This window comes from Microbacterium suwonense (genome assembly GCF_030296555.1).
GTDB lineage: Bacteria > Actinomycetota > Actinomycetes > Actinomycetales > Microbacteriaceae > Microbacterium > Microbacterium suwonense.
On the sequence record NZ_AP027728.1, the window covers coordinates 1,004,554 to 1,030,153 of the forward strand.

Genomic DNA, 25,600 nt, shown 5'->3' on the forward strand with positions numbered 1-25,600 from the left:
CGCCCGCGACTGCAGGCTGACGACGCCCTCGGTGCCGACGGCGAGGCTGGAAGCATGACTGATCTCGTGCTCGAAGCCACCGGCCTGACCAAGAACTATGCGTCCACGCGCGCACTCGCAGGAGTCGATCTGAATGTCCGGCGGGGTGAGTCGCTGGCGATCATGGGCGCATCGGGATCCGGCAAGACGACGCTGCTGCACGTGCTGGCCGGGATCGTGGCACCGGATGCCGGGGCCGTGCGTTTCACGCCGGCATCCGGAGTTCCGATCGATGTGACCGGCGGAACAGAGAGCGTGCGCTCTCGTCTTCGCCGGGAGCGGTTCGGGTTCGTCTTCCAGCAGGGACTGCTGATTCCCGAGCTGACCGCGATCGAGAACATCGCACTGGCCGTGATGATCAACGGTACGGGCCGCCGCGACGCGACCGAGCACGCTGCGGGCTGGATGGCGTCTCTCGGGCTGGCGGGCATGGAGGAGCGCCGCATCGGCGAACTCTCCGGCGGACAGGCCCAGAGAGTCGCGATCGCTCGCGCGCAGGTCACCGGTGCCGAGCTGATCTTCGCCGATGAACCCACCGGGGCGCTCGACTCACAGACCTCCGCGGATGTGATGAATGCCCTGCTGTGGTCGACGACAGGTCAGGGGCGCACGCTGGTCGTCGTCACCCATGACGCGGACGTCGCCGCCCGCTGCTCGCGCACGGTCAGTGTGCGGGACGGCCGTATCGTGAACGCCGAGGTGTCCGCATGAACCCGCGCGTGCTCGCGCTGCTGCTGCGGCCGTCCCGCGATCAGCTCGCCGTCATCGCGCTTCCCGCGATTGCGTTTGCGCTCGTCACCACCCTTCTGCTCGCCGTCATCGGCGGCGCGCAGAAGTTCTGGACGTGGACGGACGCGGATGCGGGGCTCTATCAGGCGCTCGCGGCCATCGCACTGGTGCTCCTCGTGGTCCCGCTCGCCACCCTCGGCGGCGCCGCGGCGCGGTTGTCGGCCAGGCGCCGCGATGAGCGGCTCTCCACTCTGCGGCTGCTCGGGGTCTCCCCGCCGGCGTCGTCGCCGCGACTGTGCTGGAGTCGACGGCGATCGCAGCCGCCGGAGCGATCGCAGGTCTCGCAGGCTATCTCGCCCTCGCTCCGGGGCTCGCGCTGATCCCGTTCCGCGGGGAGGCGCTGGGATTCGCGTCGGTGCTGCTGTCACCGCTCAGCATTCTGGGCGTGCTCGCCGGCGTCATCGCACTGGCCACCGCCAGCGCGGTGCTCGGTCTGCGTCGGGTCGCCATCTCTCCGCTCGGCGTGCGTACGCGCACCGATGTTCCGAAGGTGCACTGGACACGCGCGCTGATCGCCGTGCTCGTTATCGCCGGCGCGGTCGGCATGATGCAGGTCTTCCCCGGAACGGCAGGATTGGTCATAACCATCGCGGTCGTCGCAGCGCTGTTCGCCGCCTCGCTCGCCGTGCTCAACCTGATCGGCCCGTGGGTTCTGAAGGTGCATGCCCGGGCGGGACTCCGCCGTGCCGAGCGCCCTGAGCGGCTGCTCGCGGCACGATTCGTGCTGGAGTCACCGAAGTCGGCGTGGCGCCAGGTCAGCGGGATCGCGATGGCGAGCTTCATGGCCGTCTTCGCCGGCACGGGGGTGGCATTGATCGACACCGCGGCTGGAGCGGATGCCGAAGCGAACTCCCTGCTGGCAACCGACGTGCGCACCGGTCTGATCATCACCCTGCTCGGCTCATTCCTGATGGTCGCCGCCTCGGTCGGCGTGAATCAGGCTGCGAGCATTCTGGATCAGCGTGACCTGCACCGCAGTCTGCATTCGCTGGGGGTGCCGGTGGCGACGGTCGACACGGCCCGGACGCGTGCGGTGATGTCGCCGCTGCTGTTCACCGCGATCGGATCGGCGCTGTGTGCGGTCGCGCTCATGCTTCCCCTGATCGGATTCGCGCTGATCACCGCTCCGGCGTCACTGATCACGATCGCCGCCGTGGTGGCCGCGGGTATCGCGCTCGTGTGGCTGAGCACACGCGTCACACGTCCGCTGCTCGACCGCGCGTTCCAAGCGGTCTGACCCGGTGCACCGAGGCCGGCGATGCGAAGATGGACTCATGATCCTCAGCACGCCGCGGCTCGATCTTCGCGAGCTGACCGAGCAGGATCTGCCGGCGCTGCGCGCCATCCTTCAGGATGCCGAGACGATGGCCGCTTATGAGGGCGCGTTCGATGAGCAGGGCGTCCGGGACTGGCTGCAGCGGATGCGCGACCGATATCGGAATGATGGCTTCGGGATGTGGGCCGTCGTCCTGCGCGAGACCGGCGAGATGATCGGACAGTGCGGGCTCACCCTGCAGCACATCATGGGCGTCGACGTGATCGAGGTCGGCTACCTGTTCAACCGTGCGCACTGGCATCGCGGATATGCGGTCGAAGCCGCTGCGGCCTGTCGGGACCATGCCTTCGGTTCCCTCGGTGCGAATCGCGTGTACGCACAGGTCCGCGACACCAACCTGCCCTCGATGAACGTGGCGATCCGGCTCGGCATGACCGTGCGGGGCCGCTTCGTGAAGCACTACCGCGGGGTGGACATGCCGCACCTGGCGTTCGCGATCGACCGGGATGACCGCCACCACGGCGGATGATCTCCGGGACGACAGGCCCTGGCTTCTGAGTCGAAACGGCGCTCAGCGGCGGCGCTGACAGCGCGGGCAGAAGTGACTTGAGCGGTTCATGAACGCCTCGCGCCTGATCGGCCCGCCGCACCGCGGGCATGGCGCTCCACCGCGCCCGTAGGCGTTCAGGGAGTGCGCGAAATAACCTGCCTGCCCGTTCACGTTCACGTACTGGGCGTCGAAGCTGGTGCCGCCCTCGGCCAGCGCCTTCTGCAGCACCAGTCGCACGTCGCTCAGAAGCCGCCGCACGGCCGGAGCGGACAGCGCTCGCCCCTGCGTCTCGGGATGGATGCGTGCGGCCCACAGCGACTCGTCCGCGTAGATGTTGCCGATGCCGCTGACGAGGGTCTGGTCGAGCAGAATCCGCTTGATGGCACTGGCTCGCCGCCGCACGGAAGCGATGAACCGGACGTCGCTGAAGGCGGGATCCAAAGCGTCACGTGCGATGTGCGCGACCTGCGACGGCACCCGTGGCGCCTGCGCACCGAAACCGCCTGCGGCGGCATCGGGCGTGTCCTCCAGTGCGTCCACGGCCAGTGAGCCGAACGTCCGCTGATCGGCGAACACGATCGCAAGACTCCCGTGCTGCGGATGCTCGATGTGCAGCCGGATGCGCTCATGTCGTTCCACGGGTGCGTCGGGCGTGCGCAGCAGCAGCTGCCCGCTCATGCCCAGGTGCGCGATCACCGCCTCGGCGCCGCCCTCCAGCATCAGCCACAGGAACTTCCCCCGCCTGGCCGCTGCGGTGACCGTGCGGCCCTCAAGACGGGCGACGAAGTCTCCGGCGCCGAGTGGATGCCGGGTGAGCGCCCGCTCATCGAGCACGTCGACGGCCGTGATCCGCGCGTCGACGACAGCGGGGGCGAGACCGGCGCGAACGACCTCGACCTCGGGAAGCTCTGGCACGGGATGCTCAGGCGACAGAGGGCTCGGAGCGCGAACTCAACTCACGCCAGGCGGTCAGCGCTGCAGCCATCTCGGCGGTCTTCTTGCTCGTGCCGGTGCCGGTGCAGGTGAGATCCCCGACGATCACCGTGGCGGTGAAGACGCGATCGTGATCCGGTCCCGCCGACTCGACCGAGTAGCGTGGCGGCGTGGCGCTGAGCCGAGCGGCCAGCTCCTGCAGGCTTGTCTTGGGATCCATCGCAGCACCGTACCGCTCTGGGTCGGCGAGCAGCGGCTCGGTCAGCCGCAGCACCAGCGACTCGGCAGCCTCAGGACCGGCCGACAGATACGTGGCGCCGAACACGGCCTCCATGGTGTCGGCCAGGATCGAGTCCTTGTCCCGTCCGCCGGTGCGCTCCTCGCCTCGACCGAGGCGCAGATACTCGCCCAGACCGATACCGCGGGCGACCTCCGCCAGTGCGACAGTGGACACGACACTCGCACGGCGCTTCGCGAGCTCGCCCTCATCGAGATCCGGGAGCGTAGTGAAGAGCATGACGGTGACGGCGATCCCCAGCACCGAGTCGCCGAGGAACTCCAGGCGCTCGTTGTGCGGGATTCCGCCGTGCTCGTATGCGTAGGACCGATGCGTCAGTGCCCGCTCCAGAAGCTCGGCGTCGATGTCGACGCCGAGCTTCTGGGTGAGAGCATCCGCCCTCGCGGATTGATCCGCCACGATCGGCGGATCAGATGTCTGCGACCTTGCGGCCCTTGTACTCCAGGAACAGCTCGGTGCCCTGCGAGTCGGTGACGACCTTCGCCTGATGCGGGCGGCTGTAGACGACCTTGCCGTTCTCGACGGTCTTCACCAGAGCGGTGGGAGTCGCCTTCCACTGCGCACGACGGCTGCGGGTGTTGGAACGGGAGACCTTACGCTTCGGGGGTTACCGGCCATGACTAGCTCTCTTCTTTCTCGGCGCCGCGGCTACCTGCCGTGGCGTCCTGGTCTGTGATCTGGCGGAGCGCACTCCACCGAGGATCGATGGGAGCGTCGCTCTCTGCGTCGGTGCTCGCGGTCAGCTTCTCACCCGTGCTCGGGTCGAGACCCGGGCAGTCCGGCTGACACACCGGCTGAAATGGAAGCGACAACACGACCGCATCCCTGACCAGAGTTTCAAGATCCACGTGGTCGTCTTGAACTTCGAAGTCAGTTTCTTCCTGTCCAGGATACGCGAAAAGCTCCTGGAACTCGACTTCGACAGGCGCAGTGATGTCGGTGAGGCATCGACCGCACACGCCGACGTAGTCGGAATCCACGGTTCCGGAGGCCAGGATGCCCTCGTGCACCGACTCCAGGCGAACATCGAGATCGACGCTCTCGCCCTGTTCGACGGTCACGATGCCCTCGCCCCATTTCTCGGCCAGGGTCACCGAGAAGCGATGCTCGCGCATCTCGCCCGGCTTGCGGACGATGTCGCGGACGGGCAGGACGAAGGGTCCGAATCGGGTTCTCACCCCGCCATGCTACCGGCCCGGAAGCTGTGAAGGACCGGCATGGACGACGGCTCAGATGCCGCGGGCACCGGTGTCGAGGAACGCTGCCACGGACGGCGGGACGAATGGCGAGACATCGCCGCCCAACGCCGCCACCTGGCGCACCAGAGAGCTGGAGACCATGGCATGCGCGGGATCGGGAAGCAGGAACACCGTCTCGATGTCGGCGAGGTGCCGGTTCACGATCGCCATCGGCGATTCGTAGGCGACATCGACCTGCGAGCGGATGCCCTTCACCAGCACCCCCGCGTCGACGTCCCGGGCGTAATCGACGAGCAGTCCCATGCTCCAGGAGCCGACGATGATGTGGCCCTCGATGCCCGCTTCGGCGACGGACTGCTCCAGCAGGCTCAGACGCTGCGCGATCGGCAGCATCGCTTCTTTGCCGGGGTTGTGCACGATGAGCACATGCAGCTCGTCGTACAGCCGCGCTGCGCGACGGATCACATCGAGATGGCCGAGCGTGGGCGGATCGAAGGATCCCGGGACGACGGCTATCCGGTTGTTCACTTCGACTCACTCCGTTCGCTCAGCACAGGCACTTCGACTCACTCCGTTCGCTCAGCACAGGCACTTCGACTCCTTCGTCCGTTCAGTGCCTCGCGTGCTCCCAGCCTATGGCAGTGCACGCTCAGTTCTTCCCGAGGGCGGCGCGATCGGCATCCGTCACCCGCTGCTCGATCGCCGTACGGAGTGCCGGGTGACGCTCCAGCTGCGGGTCCTCGGCGAAGATCCCTGCGGCGATCTCGCGTGCTCGGGAGATCAGATCGGCATCCGTCACCACTCGGAGCAGCCGCAACGATGAGCGCGCCCCGGACTGTGCCGCACCGAGCACGTCGCCCTCGCCGCGCAGCTCCAGGTCGACCTCGGCGAGCTGGAAACCGTCGAGAGTCGCGGCGACGGCTTCCACGCGCTCGCGCGCCAGAGACCCGGCCTCGGCCTCGGTCACCAGCAGGCACAGGCCCGGATGCTCGCCGCGCCCCACCCGTCCTCGCAGCTGGTGCAGCTGCGAGACGCCGAAGCGCTCGGCCTCCATGATGATCATCGTCGAGGCGTTCGGCACGTCGACCCCGACCTCGATCACCGTGGTGGCGATGAGCAGGTCGATCTCGCCGCGCGCGAAGGCCCGCATCACCGCGTCCTTCTCCTCCGCCGGCATCCTGCCGTGCAGCACGGCACGGCGCACCGACGAGAGCTGGGGATGGGTCCCGAGCACCTCGGCGAGCTGCACGACACCCCAGCGCGGGCCCTTGCCCTCGGCATCCGGCGGCGGCGCATCGTCAGCCTCCACCGTCTCCTTGGCCGTATCGATCGCGGCGCACACCGCGAACACCTGTCGCCCGCCGGCGATCTCCTCGGCGGCGCGCGCCCACACCCGCTGGAACCAGGACGGATGCTCCGCCAGCGGCGCTGTGAAGGTCTGGATGCCGGCGCGCCCGGCGGGCATCGATCGGATCACCGACGTGTCCAGGTCGCCGAACACCGTCATGGCCACTGTCCGCGGGATCGGCGTGGCCGTGAGGACCAGGGCATGCGGGGCGGTGCCCTTCGCGCGCAGAGCCTCGCGTTGCTCCACCCCGAACCGGTGCTGCTCATCGACGACGACCAGGGCGAGGTCGGCGAAGGTGGTCTTCTCGGACAGCAGCGCGTGCGTGCCGATGACGATCAACGACTGCCCCGACGCCACCCGCAGCGCGGCTTTGCGTCGTTCGGGGGCCGACATCTGCCCGGTCAGCAGCGTCGGGATCAGCTCCGGCGCCAGATCGGGACCGAGCATCTTGCTGATCGAGCGCAGGTGCTGGCCCGCCAGCACCTCGGTGGGGGCGATGAGTGCCGCCTGTCCCCCGCTCTCGGCGACCTGCAGCATCGCGCGCAGCGCCACCAGGGTCTTGCCCGAGCCCACCTCGCCCTGCACGAGCCGGTTCATCGGGCGACCGGCCACGAGGTCCGTGGCGATCTCCGCGCCGACGCGCTGCTGATCGTCGGTGAGCGTGAATGGCAGTGCGGCATCGAAGCGCTCGAGCATGCCGCCGGGATTCGCTTCGCGCGGGGTCGCCGTCAGAGCGCGCACCTGTTCGCGCTGCTGCAGCAGCGCGGCCTGCAGCGTCAGCGCCTCGTGCACCCGCAGCGTGCGGACGGCCAGAGCGATCTCGCCCCGCTCCTGCGGGCGGTGGATGCGCTCCAGCGCCTCGCGCGCGGTGAGCACCCTCTCCGCTGCGCGCAGCTGCTCCGGCAGCGGTTCGGGCACTTCGCCGAGGCCGTCGAGCACCGTCGAGACGAGCTTGGCGATCCGCCAGCTCGCCATCTTCGACGTGGCCGGGTAGATCGGGATCGGGACGTTCCGGCGTGCGCTCGCCTTGCGCTGGGCCGCGTCGAGATCGTCGAAGAGCTCGTAGTCGGGGTGCGCGAACTGCACGGTGTTCTTGAACATGCCGACCTTGCCCGAGAAGATGCCGCGGCGGCCGACGGAGAGCTCGTTCTTGCGCCATTCGGCCTGGCTCATGCCCTTGGCGAAGAAGGTGAGCGACATCCTGCCCACCCCGTCGCCGATGATGACCTCGGTCATCGCACCGCGCTTGTTCTTCATCGGCCGGGCGCTGGAGGCGAGCACCTCGGCGACGATGGTGACGGTCTCACCGATGGGCAGCTCGCGGATCGGCGTGAGCTCGGCCGGGTCGGCGTAGCGCCGCGGATAATGGCCGAGCAGCTCACCCGCAGTGGTCATCCCGAACGCCCGCTCCAGCGCGCGCGCCTCGGTGGACCCGACCGCCTCTGTCAGCGGTGTGTCGAGCTCGAAGGACATGATCCGAGTCTAGGGATGCCCTCCGACGCGGCGCGCGCACCGTCGGGCCGCAGCCCTGCAGTGTCGTATCGTGAACGGGTGACCAGGATCATCGCCGGGGCCGCTCGAGGCATCCGGATCGACGTGCCGGATGCCGGAACCCGCCCGACCAGTGATCGCGTGCGCGAATCGGTCTTCGGCGCGCTGGAGTCGATGGATGCCCTCGACGACGCCCGCGTGCTCGACCTGTACGCCGGCAGCGGCGCGCTGGGGCTGGAGGCGTGGAGCCGCGGTGCGCGCTCGGTCGAGTTCGTGGAGCGCTCAAGAGGGGCAGCGGCGATCATCGGACGCAATGCAGATGCCGTGGCGAGATCCCTCGGCACGACGTCCGGCGGCGGGAGCAGAGTGCATCAGAGCGCCGTGCGCGCCTTTCTCGGCCGAGCCGTCGGCTCTTACGACCTGGTGTTCACCGATCCGCCGTACGAGCTGGACGACGTGGCGATGACCGCCGACCTCGTGGCGCTGGCGCCGCTGCTCTCGCCGGATGCCATCGTCGTGATCGAACGGGGCAAGCGCAGCTCCCCGCCTGATCTCGACGCCGCTGGGCTCGCGCTGCTACGCGAGAAGTCCTACGGGGACACGGTCGTCTGGTGGGCTGAGCCCGCAGCGCCCGAGCCCGCAGCGACCGAGCCTCAGCCCGAGACGACGCCGTCCCAGTCCCGGTAGGGATCCCAGCCGCCGGCCGGCACCGGCTCACCATCCACCAGCACGCCGTCGGAACGGCGAGCGACGACCTGCCCGATCCTCGTGAATCCCGTCGGCACTGGCGTCTCAGCCGGGAACGTCGCGAGCAGTCCATGATCCTCGCCGCCGGACAGCGCCCGCACCCGGTCGCCCCCGAAGGCAAGAGCATCCAGGGCGGTGCCGTCGAGATCGATGGTGACGTCCGAGGCGCCCGCGATCCGTCCGGCATCGAGCCCGAGTCCGTCCGACACGTCCATCAGTGCGGTGGCACCGGCATCCGCCGCCACCGGCCCCAGCATGATCGGCGGTCGCGGACGCAGCTGCCGCTCCACGCCCAGCCGCGCCGTCTCATCCAGCAGCCGCAGATCGATCGGGCGCGGAACGCTGCCATCGCGGAAGACCCCGAACAGCGTCTCGAGCCCGGCGGCCGCGGCGCCGAGTTCCCCGCCAGAGCCACGACATCGCCCGGCGATGCACCGCTGCGTGTGACCGCCGCGTGCCCGCCGAGGTCGCCGAGGGCCGTCACCGCGATCATCATCAGCTCCGAGACGGTGAGGTCTCCGCCGACCACCGCGCAGCCGGGCGCCAGCGCATCGCACGCTTCGCGGAACCCGTCGGCCATCGCAGCCACGAAGGAGAGCCGCACATCTCGTGGCACCGCGAGAGCGACCAGCAGCGCGGTCGGCGTCGCGCCCATCGCAGCGATGTCGGCGAGGTTGACGGCGGCCGACTTCCAGCCCAGGTCGTATCCGCTCGACCAGGCCCTGCGGAAGTCGGGCCCCTCCACGAGCGTGTCGGTGGTGGCGACGACGGATGCCGACGGTGCGGCGACCACGGCTGCGTCGTCGCCGGGGCCCAGCAGCGTGTGAGAGGCCTCTGCGGTGCGGGCGAGGATGGCGCGCAGCACCGCCCCCTCCGAGATGTCGCCGATGCGCGGGTCGTCGGGATCGGATGCCATGCCGTCAACGGTAGCCTGGAATCATGCTCCGACGTCTCGCCCTGTCCGCCGGGGTGCTGGCGCTCCTCGCCCTCACAGGATGCTCGAGCACGGTGGCGCTCCAGCCCGCGCCCGACGCGAACAACCCGGCCTGCGCCGATGTCACGGTGCGGCTGCCCGGCTCCATCGGCGACTTCGACCGGCGCTGGACGGATGCCCAGGCCACCGGTGCCTACGGGGACCCGACCGCCGTCATCATCGCGTGCGGTGTGGCGGTCCCCGGGCCCACCGCCACCCTGCAGTGCGTCACGCTCGACGGAATCGACTGGCTCGTGGACGACTCCGCGTCACCCTGGATGCGCATGACCACCTACGGTCGCGATCCGGCTGTGCAGGCGTTCGTCGACACCGAGAGGATCGGCGCGAACGAGGTGCTCACCAACAACGGTCTGGTCAGCGGCGTGCGCACCATCGAGGCGACCCGTCAGTGCATCGCACCCGACGAGCTGCCCGAAGACCTGCCGGAGTAGCTTCCGCCCGGGCTGCCCGCCGTGGACTCAGCTGTTCAGGCCCGCCTCGATCAGCTCGGTGATCAGCTCCGAATAGCTCAGCCCCGACGCGATCCAGCACTTCGGGAACATCGAGAACGGAGTGAACCCCGGCATCGTGTTCAGCTCGTTGACGATCAACTCCCCGTCGGCGGTGACGAAGAAGTCCACCCGTGCCAGGCCTCGGCCGTCCACGGCATCGAACGCGCTGATGGCGGTTCGCTGCAGCTCGTCGATCAGCTGCTCGTCGACATCCGCCGGGCAGACGATCTCGACCCCGTCGCCGCCGAGGTACTTGCCCTCGAAGTCGTAGAAGCTGCGCGAGGTGAGCACGATCTCCCCCGGCAGCGACGCGCGGGCCGGAGTACCGTCGCGTCCTGCCAGGACGCCGACCTCGATCTCACGGCCTGCGACCCTGGCCTCGACGAGCACCTTGGCGTCCTCGGCGAACGCGAGGCGGAATGCCTCGTCCAGCCCCTCGCCGGCATCCACTCGCGACACTCCGACGCTCGATCCGGCGCTGGCGGGCTTGACGAACACGACAGGCCCCAGCGCACGCACCCGCTCGCGCACGGCATCCGGGTTCTCCTGCCACTCGCGATGACGCACGGTGATGCCCGGGGCGACGGCGATGCCGGCCGCCGACAGGGCGAGCTTGGTGAAGTGCTTGTCCAGGCATACCGCGGAATCAAGGATCCCCCGCCCGCGTACGGCACATCCAGCACGTCGAAGAAGCCCTGGATAGCACCGTCCTCGCCGTGCAGGCCGTGCAGCAGCGGCAGCACCGCATCGATCTCGCCGAGCTCGATCGGCGTGCCGTCGGCGGCGATGACTCGCAGCATCCGGTCGCCGTCCGGCTCGGGCCAGCGCACACGGGTGCCGTTGTCGACGACCTCGGGCATCGCTGCGGCGTCCAGTGCGAACTTCGCCGGATCGTCCTGTTCGAGCACGAACGCGCCGGCGCGGGTGATGCCGACCGGGATCACCCGGTAGCGATCGCGATCAATGGCCGCCAGCACTCCGCCCGCCGTTGCGGAGCTGATCGAGTGCTCGCTGGAACGCCCGCCGAAGAGCACCACCACCGTCTGCCTGCTCATGATTGGTCCTCTCCTCTTGCGGAGTGTCGTCGTCGGTGGTCAGGTGCGGGGCGATGTCGCGCGGGTCCATCCTGCCATCCAGCACCATTTTCACCTGTTCGACGATGGGCATGTACACGTCGGCCTCGTGCGCCAGCTGCAGGATCGGCGCCACTGACGCCAGTCCCTCGGCGGTCTGGTTCATCTGCTTGACGACATCCTGAAAGCCGTACCCCTGGCCGAGCAGGCGTCCGGCGGTGTTGTTGCGGCTCAGCGGAGACTGGCAGGTGGCGATCAGGTCGCCCAGACCCGCCAGCCCCTGCAGCGTCTCGGGTCGGGCGCCGTTCGCGACGGCGAAGTCCGTCATCTCCACCAGTCCGCGGGTGATGATGGATGCTTTGGTGTTCTCGCCATATCCGACGCCGTCGACGATCCCGATCGCCACGGCGATGAGGTTCTTCAGCACGCCGCCGAACTCGGTGCCGATCACATCGGTGTTCACGAAGGATCGGAAGTAGCGGTTGCGTGCGGTGCGTGCGACGGCATCCGCCGTCTCCTGGCTGCGGGAGGCGATCACGGCCGCCGTCGGCTGCTCGCGCGCGATCTCGAGCGCGAGGTTCGGCCCGGATGCCACGGCGATGCGCTGTGGGTCGCAGCCCAGCTCCTGCTCGATCACCTGGCTCATGCGCAGACCAGAGGCGCGCTCGACGCCCTTCATCAGGCTGATGATCGGGAACTCCCCCTCGGCGAGCAGCGGTCGGAACGTCCGCAGATTCTCGCGCAACGTCTGGCTGGGCACCGAGAGGTACACCTGCTGCGCACCCTCGAGCGCACGTTCGATGTCGGGTGTGGCGGCTATCGAGCGCGGCAGATTGATGCCGGGGAGGTACTTCGAGTTGCGCTTGGCCTCCGAGATCTCCTGCGCGAGCTCGGGGCGCCTGGCCCACATCGTCACCTGCGCCCCGCCGTCGGCGAGGATCTTGCCGAAGGTGGTCCCCCAGCTGCCGGCGCCGATGATGGCGGTTCGGGTGGCGCTCTCGGCAGGCATCCGCTTAGGAGTCAAGGCGACCCGTCTCCCTCTGTCCGTGATCGGAAGGATTCCAGCGCACCGCGGGCGCCTTCTCATCACGCAGCTGCTCCAGCAGCGCCGTGACGGCCGCCATCAGGCGCGCGGTCGCCTCGTTCAGCGCCGCGGGCTCCCCGCGCGACCGACCAGATCCGACACGTCGACCGGGTCACCGAAGATCACCTGCACACGCTTGCGCAGCGGCCAGAGGCTGAGCCCCTTCTGGTAGCGCCCCATAATCTGCTGGGTGCCCCACTGCGCCATCGGGATCAGCGGGATGTCGCCCGAGAGCGCCAGGCGCACGGCGCCGGACTTTCCGCGCATCGGCCACAGCTCCGGGTCGCGGGTGAGGGTGCCCTCGGGATACACGATCACGCCGCGTCCGTGCTCGACGAGCTCGCGGGACTGAGTCATCGTCTGCTTGGCCGCGCTGGCCGACGAGGCTCGGGCGACGGGAACCATCCCGGTGCGCCGCAGTACCCAGCCGAGCACCGGCACGTGGAACAGGCTCTCCTTCGCCATGAACCGCGGAAGCCGCCCGGTGCGATACACGGCGACGGCCACGATCAGCGGATCGAACTCGGAATAGTGATTCGGCGCCAGCACGAAAGCACCCTCGCGGGGCAGCTTGTCGGCATCCGTCACCGTGATCTTCGCCAGCAGCGACACCAGGGGGATGATGAGCACCGCCAGCGGCCAGAAGATGCTGGGTCGGCTCCGCTCGGACGCAGCCATCAGATCACCGGACGACGTCGAAGTCCGCGCCGAGCGCCCGGAGCTTGTCGAGGAACTTCTCGTACCCGCGACTGAGGATGTCGACGCCGGAGACCTGCGACTCCCCTCGGCCGTGAGCGCGGCGATCACGTGACTGTAGCCGCCGCGCAGGTCGGGAACGACGATGTCGGCGCCGTGCAGCGGCGTCGGCCCGGTGATGACCGCGGCCTGCTCCAGCTCACGACGCGGAACCCGGCGCGGGCCATCCTGCAGCCCATGCGGATGCACGACGATGTCCGCCCCCATCTTGACCAGCGCCTGGGTGAACCCGAACCGGTTCTCGTACACGGTCTCGTGCACGGTGGATCGGCCCGAGGCCTGGGTGAGTGCGACGATCAGCGGCTGCTGCCAATCGGTCATGAACCCCGGGTGCACGTCGGTCTCGACCACGACGGGCTTCAGCTCGCTGCCGCGGCGGAAGAGGATGCCGTCCTCCTTCACGTCGAACCAGCCGCCCGACTTGCGGAACACGTTCAAGAAGGTCAGCATCTCCTGCTGCTTTGCGCCGCCGACGAAGATCTCCCCATCGGTGGCCAGCGCGGCGCACGCCCAGGAGGCGGCCTCGTTGCGATCGAAGATGCAACGGTGATCGTAGCCGCGCAGCTGTTCCACGCCCTCGATGAGGATCACGCGGTTCGGCTCGTAGGAGATGATCGCGCCCATCTTCTGCAGCAGGGCGATCAGGTCCATGATCTCGGGCTCGATGGCCGCATTGCGCAGCTCGGTCGTGCCCGCAGCGCGCACGGCGGTCAGCAGCACCTGCTCGGTGGCACCGACGCTCGGGTACGGCAGATGGATGTTCGCACCCTTCAGTCCGTGGGGTGCCGACAGACGGATGCCGCTGGGCTGCTTCTCTACGATGGCCCCGAACTTGCGCAGCGCGTCGAGGTGGAAGTCGATGGGGCGGTCGCCGATCCGGCATCCGCCCAGATCGGGGATGAACGCCTGACCGAGCTTGTGCAGCAGGGGGCCGCAGAACAGGATCGGGATGCGTGAGGCGCCGGCGTGCGCGTCGATCTCTTCGTAGTGCGCGGACTCGACGTCACTCGGATCGAGCACGAGGGAACCGGCCTCTTCGCCCTCGGAGACCCGCACGCCGTGCACTTCGAGCAGTGACCGGACGACCGCGACGTCGCTGAGGTCGGGCACGTCGCGCAGGATGCTGGTGCTCTCACCGAGCAGGGCGGCGACCATCGCCTTGGTCGCGAGGTTCTTCGCGCCCTTCACGTCGACTCGACCGCGCAGTGGCCTGCCTCCGCGGATCGCGAGCACGGATCCGGCGGGAACCGGAGCCTCGGCAACTGCAGCATCGCGGAGCGGTGTCGTCATTCGGGCCTCTTCTTCGTCAGGACAGGCGCGGCGGTGGCCGCAGGTCTCTCATCCAATCACGGCTGGTGCCGCAGGGGCTCATGACCCCTGGGCCCACCCCGCGCCTCGCGCTAGCGAACGGGGAGCGTACGTGGCCGCCACGACTCGCGACGGGCCTCGAACTGCGCGATCTTGTCTTCGTCGCGCAGAGTGAGCCCGATGTCATCGAGCCCTTCGAGGAGCCGCCATCTAGTGTAATCGTCGATTCCGATGGCGACCTGGAAGTCGGCGATCGTGGCGGTACGAGCCTCGAGGTCGACCGTGATCTCGCGGCCCGGCTGCTCGTCGATCAGCGTCCAGATGCGCTCGATGTCAGCCTCGTCGACCGTTGCGGCCAGCAGGCCCTGCTTGCCGGAGTTGCCTCGGAAGATGTCGGCGAAGCGGGAGCTGAGCACGACCTTGAAGCCGTAGTCGCGCAGGGCCCAGACCGCGTGCTCGCGGCTGGAGCCGGTGCCGAAGTCAGCACCGGCGACCAGCACGGATGCGGTCTGGAACGGCTCCTGGTTGAGCACGAACCCCGGGTCTTTGCGCCACTCGTGGAACAGTGCGTCCTCGAAGCCGGTCTTGGTGACTCGCTTGAGGAACACCGCCGGGATGATCTGGTCGGTGTCGACGTTGGAGCGCTTCAGCGGCGCCGCGATGCCGGTGTGCGTGGTGAACTTCTCCATCAGTTGCTCGCCTCCAGATCAGCAGGGCTGGACAGTGTGCCGCGGACGGCGGTCGCCGCCGCGACCAGCGGCGACACCAGGTGGGTGCGGCCACCCTTACCCTGCCGGCCCTCGAAGTTGCGGTTCGACGTGGATGCGCAGCGCTCACCGGGAGCCAGCTGATCGGGGTTCATGCCCAGGCACATCGAGCACCCGGCGAAGCGCCATTCGGCACCGAACGCCTCGACGATCTTGTCGATCCCCTCCGCTTCGGCCTCCAGTCGCACGCGCGCAGATCCCGGCACGACCATGACCCGCACCCCGTCCGCCTTCTTCTTGCCCTCGATGATCGACGCGAACGCGCGCAGATCCTCGATGCGGCTGTTGGTGCACGAGCCCATGAACACGGCATCCACCCGCACGTCCTTCAGCGGTGTGCCAGGGGTGAGGTCCATGTACTGCAGCGCACGCTCTGCGGCGGCGCGCTCGTTAGCATCCGCGATCTGCGCCGGATCGGGCACCGACGACGACAGCGAACTGCCCTGCCCCGGGTTCGTGCCCCAGGTGACGAAGGGCTCGAGCTCGCTTGCGTCGATGTCGACCTCGGCGTCGAAGACGGCACCCTCATCGGTCGGGAGCGTGCGCCAGTAGGCGACTGCGTCCTCCCAGTCCTGCCCCTGCGGGGCGTGCGGCTTGCCCTTGACGTAGGCGAAGGTCGTCTCATCGGGGGCGACCATGCCGGCGCGGGCGCCCGCTTCGATCGACATGTTGCAGATCGTCATCCGGCCCTCCATCGAGAGCGCGCGGATCGCACTGCCGCGATATTCGAGCACGTAGCCCTGACCGCCGCCGGTGCCGATCTTGGCGATCACGGCGAGGATGATGTCCTTCGCCGTCACGCCGGGGCGCAGCTCACCCTCGACGTTGATCGCCATGGTCTTGAACGGCTTCAGCGGCAGCGTCTGCGTGGCCATGACGTGCTCGACCTCGCTGGTGCCGATGCCGAAGGCCATCGCGCCGAAGGCGCCATGCGTGGAGGTGTGCGAGTCGCCGCAGACCACGGTGATCCCCGGCATGGTCAGGCCCAGCTGCGGACCCACCACATGCACGATGCCCTGTTCGGCATCGCCCAGCGAATGCAGGCGCACACCGAACTCCTCGGCGTTGCGACGCAGCGTCTCGATCTGAGTGCGACTGGTGAGGTCGGCGATCGGCTTGTCGATGTTCAGCGTCGGGGTGTTGTGGTCCTCGGTGGCGATCGTCAGGTCGAGTCTGCGCAGAGGCCGGCCCTCGGCGCGCAGTCCGTCGAAGGCCTGCGGGCTGGTCACCTCGTGCACCAGGTGCAGGTCGATGTAGATCAGATCGGGTTCGCCGTTCTCGCCCTTGACGACCAGATGGTCGTCCCAGAGCTTCTCGGCGAGTGTGCGCGGCTTGGTGCTGCTGGTCATGCGGTGTGTTCCTTATGGCTCGATGAGTCGGCCCACGATGGACTCCGCGACGAGGAAGGCCTAGATCGAGGTCCCGTCGCGGCTGCTAAGGAGGAGAAGCTCGTGCCGCACGAGGTCAGTCTACAACGCGCCGGGACGCGTTCGCCCCGTTCGTGTCGACTGTGACGCGGCCCTCAGCGCTCGATGCTCGCGCGCTTGTCCCTCGAGGAGGAGATCAGGCTGGCGACCGTGGCGACCGCCATCGATCCGAAGATGACGCCGAGCGAGAGCCAGTTGTCGATGTCGGGCGCCCAGTCGATGGGCTCGCCGCCGTTGATGAACGGCAGCTCGTTGACGTGCATGGCGTGCAGCACCAGCTTCACCCCGATGAACGCCAGGATGAATGCGACGCCGTAGTGCAGGTACTTCAGCTTCTCGAGCAGGTTGCCGAGCAGGAAGTAGAGCTGGCGAAGTCCCATCAGGGCGAACAGATTCGCGGTGAACACGATGAAGGGGTCGGTGGTGATGCCGAAGATCGCGGGGATCGAGTCCACCGCGAACATCAGGTCGGTGACGCCGAGTGAGACGAAGACGATCAGCATCGGCGTCCAGATCTTGCGGCCGTCGACCACCGTGCGCACCTTGGGTCCGTCATACTCCTCGCTGATCGGGATCACGCGGCGGATCTGGCGGACGATGAAGTTCTCGGTCTGCGCGTCGTCGGCGTGCTTCTCGGGGAGCGACTGCCGGATGGCGGTGAACAGCAGGAAGGCGCCGAACACGTAGAAGATCGGGCTGAGGTGCTCGACCGCGGCGCCGACGATGATGATGAAGATCGCCCGCAGCACCAGCGCGATGATGATGCCCACCATCAGCGCCTCCTGCTGATACCGCCGCGGCACCGAGAACTGCGTCATGATCAGGATGAACACGAACAGGTTGTCGATGGAGAGGCTGTACTCCATCGCCCAGCCGGTGAGGAAGTCCAGCGAGGTCTTCGCGTCGCCGACGAAGTACAGCACACCGGCGAAGATCAATGCCAGGGTGACGTAGAACGCGACCCAGAGACTGGACTCCCTGGTGGTGGGGATGTGCGGGCGTTTCAGGATCAGCAGCAGATCGCCGATGAGCACGGCGGTCAGCACGACCAGTGCGGTGATCTCGAACCAGACGGGGATATCCACGAGCGGCGGACCTTTCGGAGGGATGACGGAAGTCCGAAAGTCTCTCCCCGCACCGTGGTGCGCCGCGCGACCGGAGCAGCGATGACGATGCTCGTGATGACGATCCGCGCGATGACGGGATACTCCCTCTCGCGCTGGCCATGCTACCGGAACCCGCCGAGATGACCGCATCGCTCCGGCATCCTCGTTCATCGATCTGAGACGATGGGGCGAAGCGCGACACTTCCTGAACAACAGACGCGAACGGAACGGGAATGCCGACCAGCACACAGGACCGCGAGTGGGCCGCACGGGCCGCATCCGGAGATCAGGATGCCTTCCGCGAGATCTACCGAGCCCACGTGCGGCCGGTGTACTGGATCGCACACGGCATTCTCGGATCGGCGGCGGATGCCGAGGACATCGCCCAGGAGACGTTCGTCGTCGCCTGGCGCAAACTGCCCGGCCTCGAGCTGGTCGGCGAATCCCTGCTGCCGTGGCTGGCGACGATCTGCCGATTCCAGGCGGCGAACCGCCTGCGGGTGCTGCGCCGCGACAGGGCGAATCTCTCGGATGCCGCGGACGAGTCGATCCCCGACACCGTCAGCGTGGAGGATCAGGTCATCTCCTCCGCCCTCGCGGAGCGGATCGTCGACGAGATCGGCCAGCTGGACGATCTCGATCGACGGGTCTTCCTGCTCTGCGCGGTCGAGGGATTCGCCTACCAGGCCGCCGCGGATGAGCTCGATGTGAGCCACGCGGTCGTCCGCAACCGTCTGTCCCGGGTACGCACGCGCCTGCGGGGCGCGGCCGAGGAGATGAGAGACGCATGAGCGAGGACAGCAGTATCAGCCTGCCGCCGCTGAGCGACGAGAGTATCGCGCGCATCGAGCAGGAGGTGTTCGACGACATCGCCGAGGAGCGGCCGCCCTCGCCTGCCACGCCCGCACCGGCCGTGTCCCGGCCGCGTCGACGACGGTGGGCGGTGGGCCTGGGCATCGCGGCCGCATTCGTCGGCGGCGCGGTCATCGCTCCTCCCCTGCTCTCGGGCATCACCAGCAGCTCCATGACGATGTCGGACGTGGGCAGCGCCCGCGACTCGTCGGCCGAATGGGCGGATGCGGTGGTGCCCGCCGTGGGCGTGCCCGATTCCGTGGGTCTGACCTCGGACGGACGGGTGACCACCACGACGGGCGGCGCAGAGACGCCGGACAGGGACATCATCACGACCGGCCAGATCATCCTGCGCGTCGCGGACGTGTCGGCGGCGGTCGACACGCTCACGGCGCTCGCCGAGGAGCACGATGGGTACATCGAGTCGTCCGACGTCGGCCTCGACTCCGGCGACCCCGTTGAAGGCACGGCGGGTTCCACGCGATCGCAGGGCTCGGGATGGCTCAGCATCCGCATCCCCTCGGCAGACCTCAGCGCCGTCACGAAGGCGATCGGCGATGCCGGGCAGGTGCTGCACTCATCGATCTCCCATGAGGACGTCACCTCCACCGCGGTCGATCTGCGCGCCAGGGTGGCTGCGGCGGAGGCCTCCGTGCAGCGCCTCACCGAGCTGATGACGAAGTCGGGATCGGTGAGCGACCTCATCACCGCCGAGTCGGCGCTCAATGAGCGTCAGGCGCAGTTGGAGAGCTACCAGCAGGAGCTGAAGAATCTCGACCAGCGGGTCGCGATGTCGACCGTTCGGGTGCAGCTGACGAAGCAGGCCTCCGTCTCGCAGGCGGACCCGGCCGGCTTCGGAGACGGGCTGCTCGCGGGGTGGAACGGACTGATCATCGCGCTGAACGCACTGGTGGTCACCGTGGGCTTCCTGCTGCCGTGGCTGGCGATCGCGGGGATCGTGCTCCTGGCGGTCTGGCTGATCCGTCGTCGAGTCCGCAAGACCCGAGTTCCTTGATTTCCCGGGGTATACAAGAACTCTTGTGAGATTTGGGATGTCCGCTTAGCGTTGCGGGCGTGGAAAACATCTCGGTCATCACGGCCATCTCGCACCCGCTTCGACGACGCATCATCGATCGTCTGCTGCTGCATGGCCCCACGCAGGTGGGAACCTTCGCCCGCGTGCTGGATGCGCAGGTGGGCAGCATCAGCCATCACCTGCGGATGCTGCAGAAGGCCGGCGTCATCGAGCAGACCGACGCACCCGACGGCGACCGGCGGGCGAGCTGGTGGCGGCTCGCCCGCCGGTCGTTCACGTGGTCGGCTGCCGACTTCGAGTCCCCTGCCGACGCGCTCCTCGCGCGCGAGGCGGAACGTGCGAACGTGCGTCATCAACTGGACCGCCTGTCGCAGTGGTATCGCACCTCGCCGACCAGCGACCTCGAGGGGTTCAACACGGATTCACTCGCCTGGGCGACGCAGGAGGAGCTGAACGATCTGCATCGGCGGCTGAACACGATGCTCGACGATTGGCGCAGCAGCATCGATCGGGAAGATCGCCAGGAGCGGATGCCGGTGTACTTCTTCGCACACGGCTTTCCGACAAAGGTGTGAGATGACCACGACCGAACCCCGCCTGCTGCGCGAGCCGCCCGCGTTCCGCCGCGACCGCATGGTGCAGACCTGGCTGGCGATCAAAGCCTTCTCGGATGCCGGCGATGCGATCTTCACGATCGCCTTCGCCTGGACCGCCGTGCAGATCGCCTCTCCTGCTGTGGCCGGTCTCGTCGTCGCCGCAGGGACCGTGCCCCGCGCGATCGTGCTGCTGCTCGGCGGCGCGTACGCCGACCGCAAAGACGCCCGACGGCTGATGATCACATTCAACGCGCTGCGCGTGGTCGTGCTGGTCTCCGTCGCCGTCTGGTGCCTCGCCGCACCGCCCACCGTCGCCCTGCTGCTGATCGCGAGCATCGCCTTCGGGCTGTGCGACGCCTTCTTCGAACCGGCGGCGGGGACGATGCCGCGTCAGCTCGTGGCGCCGGCCGATCTACCGGCGTACTCGGCTCTCAGCCAGACGCTCTCTCGCCTGGGCACCATGGCGGGTTCCGCCATCGGCGGTTTCCTGGTGGCGGCCTTCGGCATCGCCGGCAGCGCCGGCCTGAACACCGTGACCTACGTGGTCGTCATCGCCTTCATCGTGCTGTGGCTGCGACCCCGCTTCGCGCTGCCGCGTGCGTCGACGCAGCAGAACGTGCTGCGCGGCGTGGCCGACGGATTCCGACACCTCGGGCAGGAGCGTGCGACGCGCACACTGGTGATCGCCCTGTCGGGCTTGAACCTCGCAGTGGGCCCGGCGATCGCGATCGGGCTCCCCTGCAGGCGACCTCGCACGGATGGGGTGCAGGAGCGGTCGGCATCTTCGAGGCGCTGGTGGGCGGTGGGGCGATGATCGGTGCACTGACCGTCGTGCGCTGGCGCCCGCGACACGAGGCGATCGGCGGGTTCACCGCACTGATGGTGCAGGGCGCCGGGATCGTCGCGCTCGGCATCGGCTCACCCGTCGTGGTCGGCGTCGGCTGCCTTGCGATCGGATGCACTGCCGGCTTCGCGTCGACCCTGCTGAGCTCCACCTTTGCGGCGACCGCCGCCCCCGACTACCTGGGACGGCTGGGATCCATTCTGCGCCTGGGCGATGACTGCCTGATGCCCGCCGCCATGGCGATGTTCGGCCTGATCGCCGGCATCCTGCCGCTGTGGGTGCCGTTCGCCATGTACGGCGGCGCGATGGCGCTGCTGATGATCATGCCGCTGCGCAACCCGCAGCTGCGTGCGATCTCACTGCGCACACAGGGGCCTTCCTAGGCAGTGCAGCTAGGACTCCTTCGCACCGCAGATCCCGGGGCCGAACGCTCGATCTACAGCGTCGCCAGCGGTCGTTCACCTCGGGGCTGTCGAGTGTTCAGTTCTGGATGAGGGCGAGGGCGATTCGGTCGATGATCCAGAGACCGACACCGATCCCGGCGGAGATGCCGAACCCAACGGCGAGCAGCCCGGCTCCAGTGCCAACGAACAGGGCGACCTCGATCCCCAGTGGGGCGGGCTGGCGCAGCGGCACGGCCGCTTTGGGCGAGAGGAACAGGCCCCACACGGTCGCGACGACGGCCACTCCGAGGATTGCCGCAGGCCATCGCCACCACCCCACAGTGAGGTTCCAGGTGAGGACGGCGACTCCGGCGAGAAGGGCGAGTTCGAGCAGGAATCGCACGGTCAGCGCGATCGTCCGGCCGGCGGATGCGCCGTCGAGCGGCCCGGTCTCAGTCACGACGACCACCCGGTGAGCACGGTATCGAGGGAGTCAACCGCGCGCGCGAACGTGTCGTCGAGGCTGCGCGACAATTTGAATCCTCCGCACTGTTCCAGAGCGAGGAAACCGTGCAGAGTGGCGCGGATCAGACGAATCGCATCGGTCAGATCGTCACCGTCGAGCCGGTAGGCCCGCAGCGCCGACGCGATCACTTCGATCACGCTCTGGGCAGCGGCCTGCCCGTCGGTGTCGTCCGGGTCAGGAGCGACTTGCAGCGCCGCATACCGGCCGGGATGCCGGGTAGCCCACGCCCGCAGGGTGTGCGCGAGGGCGGCCAAGGCGTCGATGCCCGAGAGCCCAGCGCACGCGGTCGACAGGGCGGCGGCGACCTCGCGTGCGGCCTGCTGGCCGAGCGCGCTGCGCAGGTCGCCGAGGTCGGTGACGTGCCGGTAGACGCCCGGCGGGGCGATACCGAGCGAACGACCAAGTTTGGTGATCGTCAGCTCGTCAAGGCCGATGTCGTCTGACAGCGAAGCGGCGCGTTCAACCACCGCGCTTCGGGTGAGGCGTTCAGCCATGCGATACCTCCTGATCGTCCGATCCTTCGAGGAACGGCAGTATCGCGGCCAGCGTCTCGGCGGGCTGCTCAGCCATCGGGTAGTGACCTGCGCCGGGAATCATCCGGCGCTCGCCACGCAGCGCCCCCGCGACCCAGGCCGCTTCGGTCACCGGATCGGGGAAGTCGCGATCCTTGTCCCCCATCACGACCAGCGTCGCGGCATTCACACGTGGGAGTGCAGCTTCGGCCGGTGCGTGGGAGGTGCGTGCCGTGGCCTGGAACGCTGTCCACCGTCCGGGTCGCCGCAGCAGGGCGAGCGCCCGATCGACATGTTCTTCGTGGTCGGCAGGTGTCGACTGCCCGAACAGCGAGGGAAAGTAACTGCGCCACACCCGCGGCCCCCACGGGCGAGCCAACAGCATTCGCATGAACAGGCGAGTCGTGGCTGACCCGTGATCCCGCACGAATGGCCCGATCAGCACCAACCGCTCCACCGCATCGGGGCGCTCCGCCGCCGCGAGCACCCCGGCTGCCGCGCCCATCGAGTTCCCCACCACCGTCGCCGAGCCGCCACCGAGCGCGTCGATCACCGCGAGCACATCGCCCGCGGCCGCCGGGTCGTCATACGCGTCGAAGCTGACCGAGCTGTCTCCGTGCCCGCGCAGATCCATCACTGCGACCCGAAACCCCGCGTCCACCAGACTCGGAACAAGATGACGGAACGACGCCCGCGATTCACCCATCCCAGGCACACACACCACCAGTGGCCCCGCACCACCCGTCCCCACAGCGACCACTCCGCCAGGCCGTTCCACCCTCATCATCCTCATGTTATCCAGCATAACAGACCGATACGCATAGTAACTTCCACTGATCCACTGTGGCCGCGTTCACCTGGCCGGCTGGTTCGATGACGCGGCGGACGTCGGGCTCAAGGGCCTCACACCGCACGAGCTGAGGCACACCGCCGCGTCACTCGCCGTCAACGCAGGGGCGAATGTGAAGGCCGTGCAGCGGAAATGCGAAAACCCCCGGATGACCGGGGGTTTTCCTGTTCGTGACCCCAGCGGGATTCGAACCCGCGTTACCGCCGTGAGAGGGCGGCGTACTAGGCCGCTATACGATGGGGCCGTCACTGCAACCGTTCAAGTATGCCATGACGAATACGGCCGAACAAATCGGGCGCGACGTGCTCAGCCGAGCATGTCCTTCACCATCGGCACGACCTTCTCGCCGTACAGGCCGATGGACTGCAGCATCGCGTCGTGGCTGACGCCGTTCTGGTCGTACTTGAAATCGAAGCGGTTCACGCGCAGCGTGTTCAGCGTCGTCACGATCTTGCGTGCGACGGTCTCCGGCGAGCCGATGTACAGTGCTCCTCCTCGATCTCCCGCTCGAAGTCCCCGACCGCCGGCGGCGCCCAGCCGCGCTCCTCACCCAGGCGGGTGCGCATGGCGAGCCAGCCGTCATGGGTGATCGCCCGTGCCTCCTCGTCTGTCTCGGCCACCAGACCGGGCGAGTGCACCGCCACCGGCTTGGGTTCGACGCCGTACTGATCCTGAGCACGGTCGAACAGATCGATGTACGGAGCGAACCGCGTCGCCGGTCCCCCGATGATCGCCAGGAAGAGACCGAAGTTGTAGCGCGCCGTGCGCACGACGGAGTCCGGGCTGCCCCCTACTCCCACCCAGGTGGGCAGACCACCCGCCGTGCGAGGAACACCCGCTGGTTCTCCAACGGAGCGCGAGTGCTGCCCTGCCAGGTGACCGGCCGCTCCTTCAGCAGCTGGGAGAGCAGATCGAGGCGCTCCTCGAAGAGCTCTTCGTACTGACGCAGATCGAAGCCGAACAGCGGGAACGACTCGATGAACGAGCCCCGACCTGCCACGATCTCGGCGCGGCCGTTCGAAACGGCGTCGAGAGTGGCGAACCGCTCGAACACGCGCACCGGGTCATCGGAGCTGAGCACCGTGACGGCCGAGCCCAGCCGGATGCGCTCCGTGCGCGAGGCGATCGCCGCCAGCACCATCTCGGGACTGGAGACCGCGAAGTCGGGACGGTGATGCTCCCCTACGCCGAAGAAGTCCAGACCGACGCTGTCGGCAAGCACCGCCTGCTCCACGACGTCTCTGATCACCTGCGGGTGCGCGACCGGGTCGCCGCCGGCGTCACGGGTGACTCCACCGAAGGTGTCGAGTCCGAATTCGATGTCCGTCATGCCGTTCACAACCTCTTTCCGGCGACATTCATTCCACCGCATGCATCTGAGCTGCAGCGGGTGTGTTCGGAACAGATGACGAAGGCCCTTCGATCTGCTCGAAGGGCCTTCGTGTCGCGCTGTGACCCCAGCGGGATTCGAACCCGCGTTACCGCCGTGAGAGGGCGGCGTACTAGGCCGCTATACGATGGGGCCGCGTGGCCCGTGCGGGCCGTCATGGCAACCATGGAAGTCTCCCATGACGGTTCTGTCGGCACCAAATCATGCCCATCGGCACGTGCACGACGGGCGTGTCGCCCGCCATGACTTGCAGCGCGCGCCGACCGGGTGTTGACTCTGGTCATGCGCGTCACCAAGTTCGAACATGCCGCCCTTCGTCTGGACCATCGCGGTCAGTCCCTCGTCGTGGATCCGGGATCCTTCACCAGCCCGATCGAACCCATCGATGAGCTGGTCGCCGTCGTGATCACTCACGAGCATCCCGATCACTGGACACCCGAGCATCTCGACCGACTTCTGGGGTCGGCGCCGGGAACGCCGATCTACGCACCGGCCGGTGTGGCGGCGGCAGCCGACGCCTATGACATCACCGTGGTCGCCCCGGGTGATGCGGTGGCCGTCGGCGAGTTCTCCCTGCGGTTCTTCGGCGGTGAGCACGCGGTCATCCACTCGTCGCTGCCCCGCGTCGACAATGTCGGCGTGCTCGTGAACGATCAGCTCTACTACCCGGGCGATTCCTATGCAGTTCCCGAGGGCGTACAGGTGGACACACTCGTCGCCCCCATGGGCGCCCCCTGGCTGAAGATCGGCGAGGCGATGGACTTCGTGCTCGCCGTTGCGCCGCGGCGCGCCTTCGGCACCCACGACGTGCCGCTGTCGAGCGTCGGCCGCGGCATGCACCGGCAGCGGCTGCAGTGGGCGACGGAACAGGGCGGCGGGGTGTACGTCGACCTGCAGCCGGGAGACTCCCTGGAGCTGTGACCCGCAGCGGGGCG

The 25,600-nt window shown here is 68.2% G+C and carries 24 protein-coding genes, 2 tRNA genes and 7 pseudogenes; 13 read left to right on the forward strand and 20 right to left on the reverse strand.

Annotation, left to right across the window (positions count from 1 at the left end):
- The first annotated feature begins 54 nt into the window (after positions 1 to 54).
- The 4 genes from QUE33_RS05090 to QUE33_RS05105 are packed head-to-tail and all read left to right on the forward strand — an operon-like array spanning position 55 to position 2,633.
- Entirely contained in the window at positions 55 to 750 is a 696-nt protein-coding gene (locus QUE33_RS05090) for an ABC transporter ATP-binding protein (RefSeq protein ID WP_286302300.1), read from the forward strand.
- The gene (locus QUE33_RS05095) at positions 747 to 1,148 is read left to right on the forward strand and encodes a hypothetical protein (protein ID WP_286302301.1); all 402 of its coding nucleotides are present in this window, start codon (positions 747 to 749) and stop codon (positions 1,146 to 1,148) included. Before QUE33_RS05090 ends, QUE33_RS05095 begins: the two co-directional genes overlap by 4 nt.
- Positions 1,064 to 2,065, forward strand: a complete 1,002-nt coding sequence (locus tag QUE33_RS05100; RefSeq protein ID WP_286302302.1) for a permease — start codon at positions 1,064 to 1,066, stop codon at positions 2,063 to 2,065. Before QUE33_RS05095 ends, QUE33_RS05100 begins: the two co-directional genes overlap by 85 nt.
- 37 nt (positions 2,066 to 2,102) lie before the next feature.
- The gene (locus QUE33_RS05105) at positions 2,103 to 2,633 is read left to right on the forward strand and encodes a GNAT family N-acetyltransferase (protein ID WP_286302303.1); all 531 of its coding nucleotides are present in this window, start codon (positions 2,103 to 2,105) and stop codon (positions 2,631 to 2,633) included.
- Positions 2,634 to 2,675: 42 nt separating this feature from the next.
- On the opposite strand, the gene mutM is transcribed toward QUE33_RS05105, so the two are convergent.
- The 6 genes and pseudogenes from mutM to QUE33_RS05135 all read right to left on the reverse strand — a co-directional run bounded on the left by mutM (position 2,676) and on the right by QUE33_RS05135 (position 7,905).
- Positions 2,676 to 3,569 (reverse strand): bifunctional DNA-formamidopyrimidine glycosylase/DNA-(apurinic or apyrimidinic site) lyase, encoded by an 894-nt coding sequence (gene mutM / locus QUE33_RS05110; protein ID WP_286302304.1) that lies wholly within the window; start codon positions 3,567 to 3,569, stop codon positions 2,676 to 2,678.
- A 7-nt stretch (positions 3,570 to 3,576) separates the two neighbouring features.
- Positions 3,577 to 4,284, reverse strand: coding sequence for a ribonuclease III (rnc, locus tag QUE33_RS05115; RefSeq protein WP_286302305.1), 708 nt, complete (start codon positions 4,282 to 4,284; stop codon positions 3,577 to 3,579).
- Positions 4,285 to 4,294: 10 nt separating this feature from the next.
- Positions 4,295 to 4,489 (reverse strand): annotated as a pseudogene (gene rpmF, locus QUE33_RS05120) (50S ribosomal protein L32); the annotation flags it as partial.
- Between the two features lie 16 nt (positions 4,490 to 4,505).
- Positions 4,506 to 5,000: a YceD family protein gene (locus QUE33_RS05125; protein WP_286302307.1), complete on the reverse strand. Its 495-nt coding sequence runs from the start codon at positions 4,998 to 5,000 to the stop codon at positions 4,506 to 4,508.
- A 114-nt stretch (positions 5,001 to 5,114) separates the two neighbouring features.
- Positions 5,115 to 5,612, reverse strand: a complete 498-nt coding sequence (gene coaD / locus QUE33_RS05130) for a pantetheine-phosphate adenylyltransferase (protein WP_286302308.1) — start codon at positions 5,610 to 5,612, stop codon at positions 5,115 to 5,117.
- 121 nt (positions 5,613 to 5,733) lie between these two features.
- Positions 5,734 to 7,905, reverse strand: coding sequence for an ATP-dependent DNA helicase RecG (locus tag QUE33_RS05135; RefSeq protein WP_286302309.1), 2,172 nt, complete (start codon positions 7,903 to 7,905; stop codon positions 5,734 to 5,736).
- 78 nt (positions 7,906 to 7,983) lie between these two features.
- On the opposite strand from QUE33_RS05135, the gene rsmD reads away from it, so the two are divergent.
- On the forward strand, positions 7,984 to 8,610 hold the full coding sequence (rsmD, locus tag QUE33_RS05140) for a 16S rRNA (guanine(966)-N(2))-methyltransferase RsmD (protein WP_286302310.1): 627 nt from the start codon (positions 7,984 to 7,986) through the stop codon (positions 8,608 to 8,610).
- On the opposite strand, the pseudogene thiL reads toward rsmD, so the two are convergent.
- Positions 8,577 to 9,586: pseudogene (gene thiL / locus QUE33_RS05145) on the reverse strand (thiamine-phosphate kinase). The gene rsmD and the pseudogene thiL overlap by 34 nt on opposite strands.
- A gap of 23 nt (positions 9,587 to 9,609) precedes the next feature.
- Here thiL and QUE33_RS05150 point away from each other — a divergent pair.
- Entirely contained in the window at positions 9,610 to 10,095 is a 486-nt protein-coding gene (locus tag QUE33_RS05150) for a DUF3515 family protein (RefSeq protein WP_286302311.1), read from the forward strand.
- Positions 10,096 to 10,122: 27 nt separating this feature from the next.
- Here the strand turns inward: QUE33_RS05150 and QUE33_RS05155 are convergent.
- The 7 genes and pseudogenes from QUE33_RS05155 to QUE33_RS05185 form a co-directional block, all read right to left on the reverse strand.
- A pseudogene (locus tag QUE33_RS05155) lies at positions 10,123 to 11,210 on the reverse strand (D-alanine--D-alanine ligase family protein).
- Complete coding sequence (locus QUE33_RS05160; protein ID WP_286302312.1) at positions 11,116 to 12,237, reverse strand: NAD(P)H-dependent glycerol-3-phosphate dehydrogenase; 1,122 nt, start codon at positions 12,235 to 12,237, stop codon at positions 11,116 to 11,118. Before QUE33_RS05160 ends, QUE33_RS05155 begins: the two are co-directional and overlap by 95 nt.
- A gap of 4 nt (positions 12,238 to 12,241) precedes the next feature.
- Positions 12,242 to 12,990 (reverse strand): annotated as a pseudogene (locus QUE33_RS05165) (lysophospholipid acyltransferase family protein).
- A 4-nt stretch (positions 12,991 to 12,994) separates the two neighbouring features.
- Positions 12,995 to 14,358, reverse strand: a pseudogene (gene murA / locus QUE33_RS05170) (UDP-N-acetylglucosamine 1-carboxyvinyltransferase).
- 110 nt (positions 14,359 to 14,468) lie between these two features.
- A complete protein-coding gene (gene leuD, locus QUE33_RS05175; RefSeq protein WP_286302313.1) occupies positions 14,469 to 15,065 on the reverse strand; it encodes a 3-isopropylmalate dehydratase small subunit in 597 nt (198 codons plus the stop codon).
- Complete coding sequence (gene leuC, locus QUE33_RS05180) at positions 15,065 to 16,492, reverse strand: 3-isopropylmalate dehydratase large subunit (protein ID WP_286302315.1); 1,428 nt, start codon at positions 16,490 to 16,492, stop codon at positions 15,065 to 15,067. The genes leuD and leuC overlap by 1 nt, the downstream gene beginning before the upstream one ends.
- A 173-nt stretch (positions 16,493 to 16,665) precedes the next feature.
- Positions 16,666 to 17,655 (reverse strand): TerC family protein, encoded by a 990-nt coding sequence (locus tag QUE33_RS05185; protein ID WP_286302317.1) that lies wholly within the window; start codon positions 17,653 to 17,655, stop codon positions 16,666 to 16,668.
- Positions 17,656 to 17,909: 254 nt separating this feature from the next.
- Between QUE33_RS05185 and QUE33_RS05190 the strand changes: the two genes are divergently transcribed.
- Genes QUE33_RS05190 through QUE33_RS05210 form a run of 5 tightly spaced genes read left to right on the forward strand, consistent with a single transcriptional unit; the run spans position 17,910 to position 21,387 of the window.
- Complete coding sequence (locus QUE33_RS05190) at positions 17,910 to 18,467, forward strand: RNA polymerase sigma factor (protein ID WP_286302319.1); 558 nt, start codon at positions 17,910 to 17,912, stop codon at positions 18,465 to 18,467.
- On the forward strand, positions 18,464 to 19,543 hold the full coding sequence (locus QUE33_RS05195) for a DUF4349 domain-containing protein (protein ID WP_286302321.1): 1,080 nt from the start codon (positions 18,464 to 18,466) through the stop codon (positions 19,541 to 19,543). The genes QUE33_RS05190 and QUE33_RS05195 overlap by 4 nt, the downstream gene beginning before the upstream one ends.
- A 59-nt stretch (positions 19,544 to 19,602) precedes the next feature.
- Positions 19,603 to 20,139, forward strand: coding sequence for an ArsR/SmtB family transcription factor (locus QUE33_RS05200; RefSeq protein ID WP_286302323.1), 537 nt, complete (start codon positions 19,603 to 19,605; stop codon positions 20,137 to 20,139).
- 1 nt (position 20,140) lies between these two features.
- The gene (locus tag QUE33_RS05205) at positions 20,141 to 20,974 is read left to right on the forward strand and encodes an MFS transporter (protein WP_286302324.1); all 834 of its coding nucleotides are present in this window, start codon (positions 20,141 to 20,143) and stop codon (positions 20,972 to 20,974) included.
- The gene (locus QUE33_RS05210; protein WP_286302326.1) at positions 20,971 to 21,387 is read left to right on the forward strand and encodes a hypothetical protein; all 417 of its coding nucleotides are present in this window, start codon (positions 20,971 to 20,973) and stop codon (positions 21,385 to 21,387) included. Before QUE33_RS05205 ends, QUE33_RS05210 begins: the two co-directional genes overlap by 4 nt.
- A 97-nt stretch (positions 21,388 to 21,484) precedes the next feature.
- Here QUE33_RS05210 and QUE33_RS05215 read toward each other — a convergent pair whose 3' ends face one another.
- Genes QUE33_RS05215 through QUE33_RS05225 form a run of 3 tightly spaced genes read right to left on the reverse strand, consistent with a single transcriptional unit; the run spans position 21,485 to position 23,218 of the window.
- Positions 21,485 to 21,847 carry a YrdB family protein gene (locus tag QUE33_RS05215; protein WP_286302328.1) on the reverse strand — a complete coding sequence of 121 codons (363 nt, stop codon included), beginning with the start codon at positions 21,845 to 21,847 and terminating at the stop codon, positions 21,485 to 21,487.
- Entirely contained in the window at positions 21,844 to 22,407 is a 564-nt protein-coding gene (locus QUE33_RS05220) for a TetR/AcrR family transcriptional regulator (RefSeq protein WP_286302330.1), read from the reverse strand. Before QUE33_RS05220 ends, QUE33_RS05215 begins: the two co-directional genes overlap by 4 nt.
- The gene (locus tag QUE33_RS05225; protein WP_350226510.1) at positions 22,400 to 23,218 is read right to left on the reverse strand and encodes an alpha/beta fold hydrolase; all 819 of its coding nucleotides are present in this window, start codon (positions 23,216 to 23,218) and stop codon (positions 22,400 to 22,402) included. Before QUE33_RS05225 ends, QUE33_RS05220 begins: the two co-directional genes overlap by 8 nt.
- 73 nt (positions 23,219 to 23,291) lie before the next feature.
- Here QUE33_RS05225 and QUE33_RS16440 point away from each other — a divergent pair.
- Positions 23,292 to 23,405 (forward strand): annotated as a pseudogene (locus QUE33_RS16440) (site-specific integrase); the annotation flags it as partial.
- Between the two features lie 41 nt (positions 23,406 to 23,446).
- Here the strand turns inward: QUE33_RS16440 and QUE33_RS05230 are convergent.
- The 3 genes and pseudogenes from QUE33_RS05230 to QUE33_RS05240 form a co-directional block, all read right to left on the reverse strand.
- Positions 23,447 to 23,519, reverse strand: a tRNA-Glu gene (locus QUE33_RS05230).
- A gap of 62 nt (positions 23,520 to 23,581) precedes the next feature.
- Positions 23,582 to 24,605: pseudogene (locus QUE33_RS05235) on the reverse strand (LLM class flavin-dependent oxidoreductase).
- Between the two features lie 122 nt (positions 24,606 to 24,727).
- A tRNA-Glu gene (locus QUE33_RS05240) sits at positions 24,728 to 24,800 on the reverse strand.
- A gap of 147 nt (positions 24,801 to 24,947) precedes the next feature.
- Here QUE33_RS05240 and QUE33_RS05245 point away from each other — a divergent pair.
- Positions 24,948 to 25,586 carry an MBL fold metallo-hydrolase gene (locus QUE33_RS05245; RefSeq protein WP_286302332.1) on the forward strand — a complete coding sequence of 213 codons (639 nt, stop codon included), beginning with the start codon at positions 24,948 to 24,950 and terminating at the stop codon, positions 25,584 to 25,586.
- Positions 25,587 to 25,600: the final 14 nt, after the last annotated feature.

Bases quoted from the DNA above. Each gene is read 5' to 3' on its own strand.
- QUE33_RS05190 (WP_286302319.1), top strand. From the start codon at position 17,910: ATGCCGACCAGCACACAGGACCGCGAGTGGGCCGCACGGGCCGCATCC.
- QUE33_RS05205 (WP_286302324.1), top strand. From the start codon at position 20,141: ATGACCACGACCGAACCCCGCCTGCTGCGCGAGCCGCCCGCGTTCCGC.
- QUE33_RS05195 (WP_286302321.1), top strand. From the start codon at position 18,464: ATGAGCGAGGACAGCAGTATCAGCCTGCCGCCGCTGAGCGACGAGAGT.
- QUE33_RS05135 (WP_286302309.1), bottom strand. From the start codon at position 7,905: ATGTCCTTCGAGCTCGACACACCGCTGACAGAGGCGGTCGGGTCCACC.
- QUE33_RS05095 (WP_286302301.1), top strand. From the start codon at position 747: ATGAACCCGCGCGTGCTCGCGCTGCTGCTGCGGCCGTCCCGCGATCAG.
- QUE33_RS05225 (WP_350226510.1), bottom strand. From the start codon at position 23,218: ATGAGGATGATGAGGGTGGAACGGCCTGGCGGAGTGGTCGCTGTGGGG.
- QUE33_RS05105 (WP_286302303.1), top strand. From the start codon at position 2,103: ATGATCCTCAGCACGCCGCGGCTCGATCTTCGCGAGCTGACCGAGCAG.
- QUE33_RS05150 (WP_286302311.1), top strand. From the start codon at position 9,610: ATGCTCCGACGTCTCGCCCTGTCCGCCGGGGTGCTGGCGCTCCTCGCC.
- leuD (WP_286302313.1), bottom strand. From the start codon at position 15,065: ATGGAGAAGTTCACCACGCACACCGGCATCGCGGCGCCGCTGAAGCGC.
- QUE33_RS05090 (WP_286302300.1), top strand. From the start codon at position 55: ATGACTGATCTCGTGCTCGAAGCCACCGGCCTGACCAAGAACTATGCG.
- QUE33_RS05125 (WP_286302307.1), bottom strand. From the start codon at position 5,000: ATGCGCGAGCATCGCTTCTCGGTGACCCTGGCCGAGAAATGGGGCGAG.
- QUE33_RS05160 (WP_286302312.1), bottom strand. From the start codon at position 12,237: ATGCCTGCCGAGAGCGCCACCCGAACCGCCATCATCGGCGCCGGCAGC.
- QUE33_RS05245 (WP_286302332.1), top strand. From the start codon at position 24,948: ATGCGCGTCACCAAGTTCGAACATGCCGCCCTTCGTCTGGACCATCGC.
- leuC (WP_286302315.1), bottom strand. From the start codon at position 16,492: ATGACCAGCAGCACCAAGCCGCGCACACTCGCCGAGAAGCTCTGGGAC.
- QUE33_RS05210 (WP_286302326.1), top strand. From the start codon at position 20,971: ATGATCGGTGCACTGACCGTCGTGCGCTGGCGCCCGCGACACGAGGCG.
- QUE33_RS05220 (WP_286302330.1), bottom strand. From the start codon at position 22,407: ATGGCTGAACGCCTCACCCGAAGCGCGGTGGTTGAACGCGCCGCTTCG.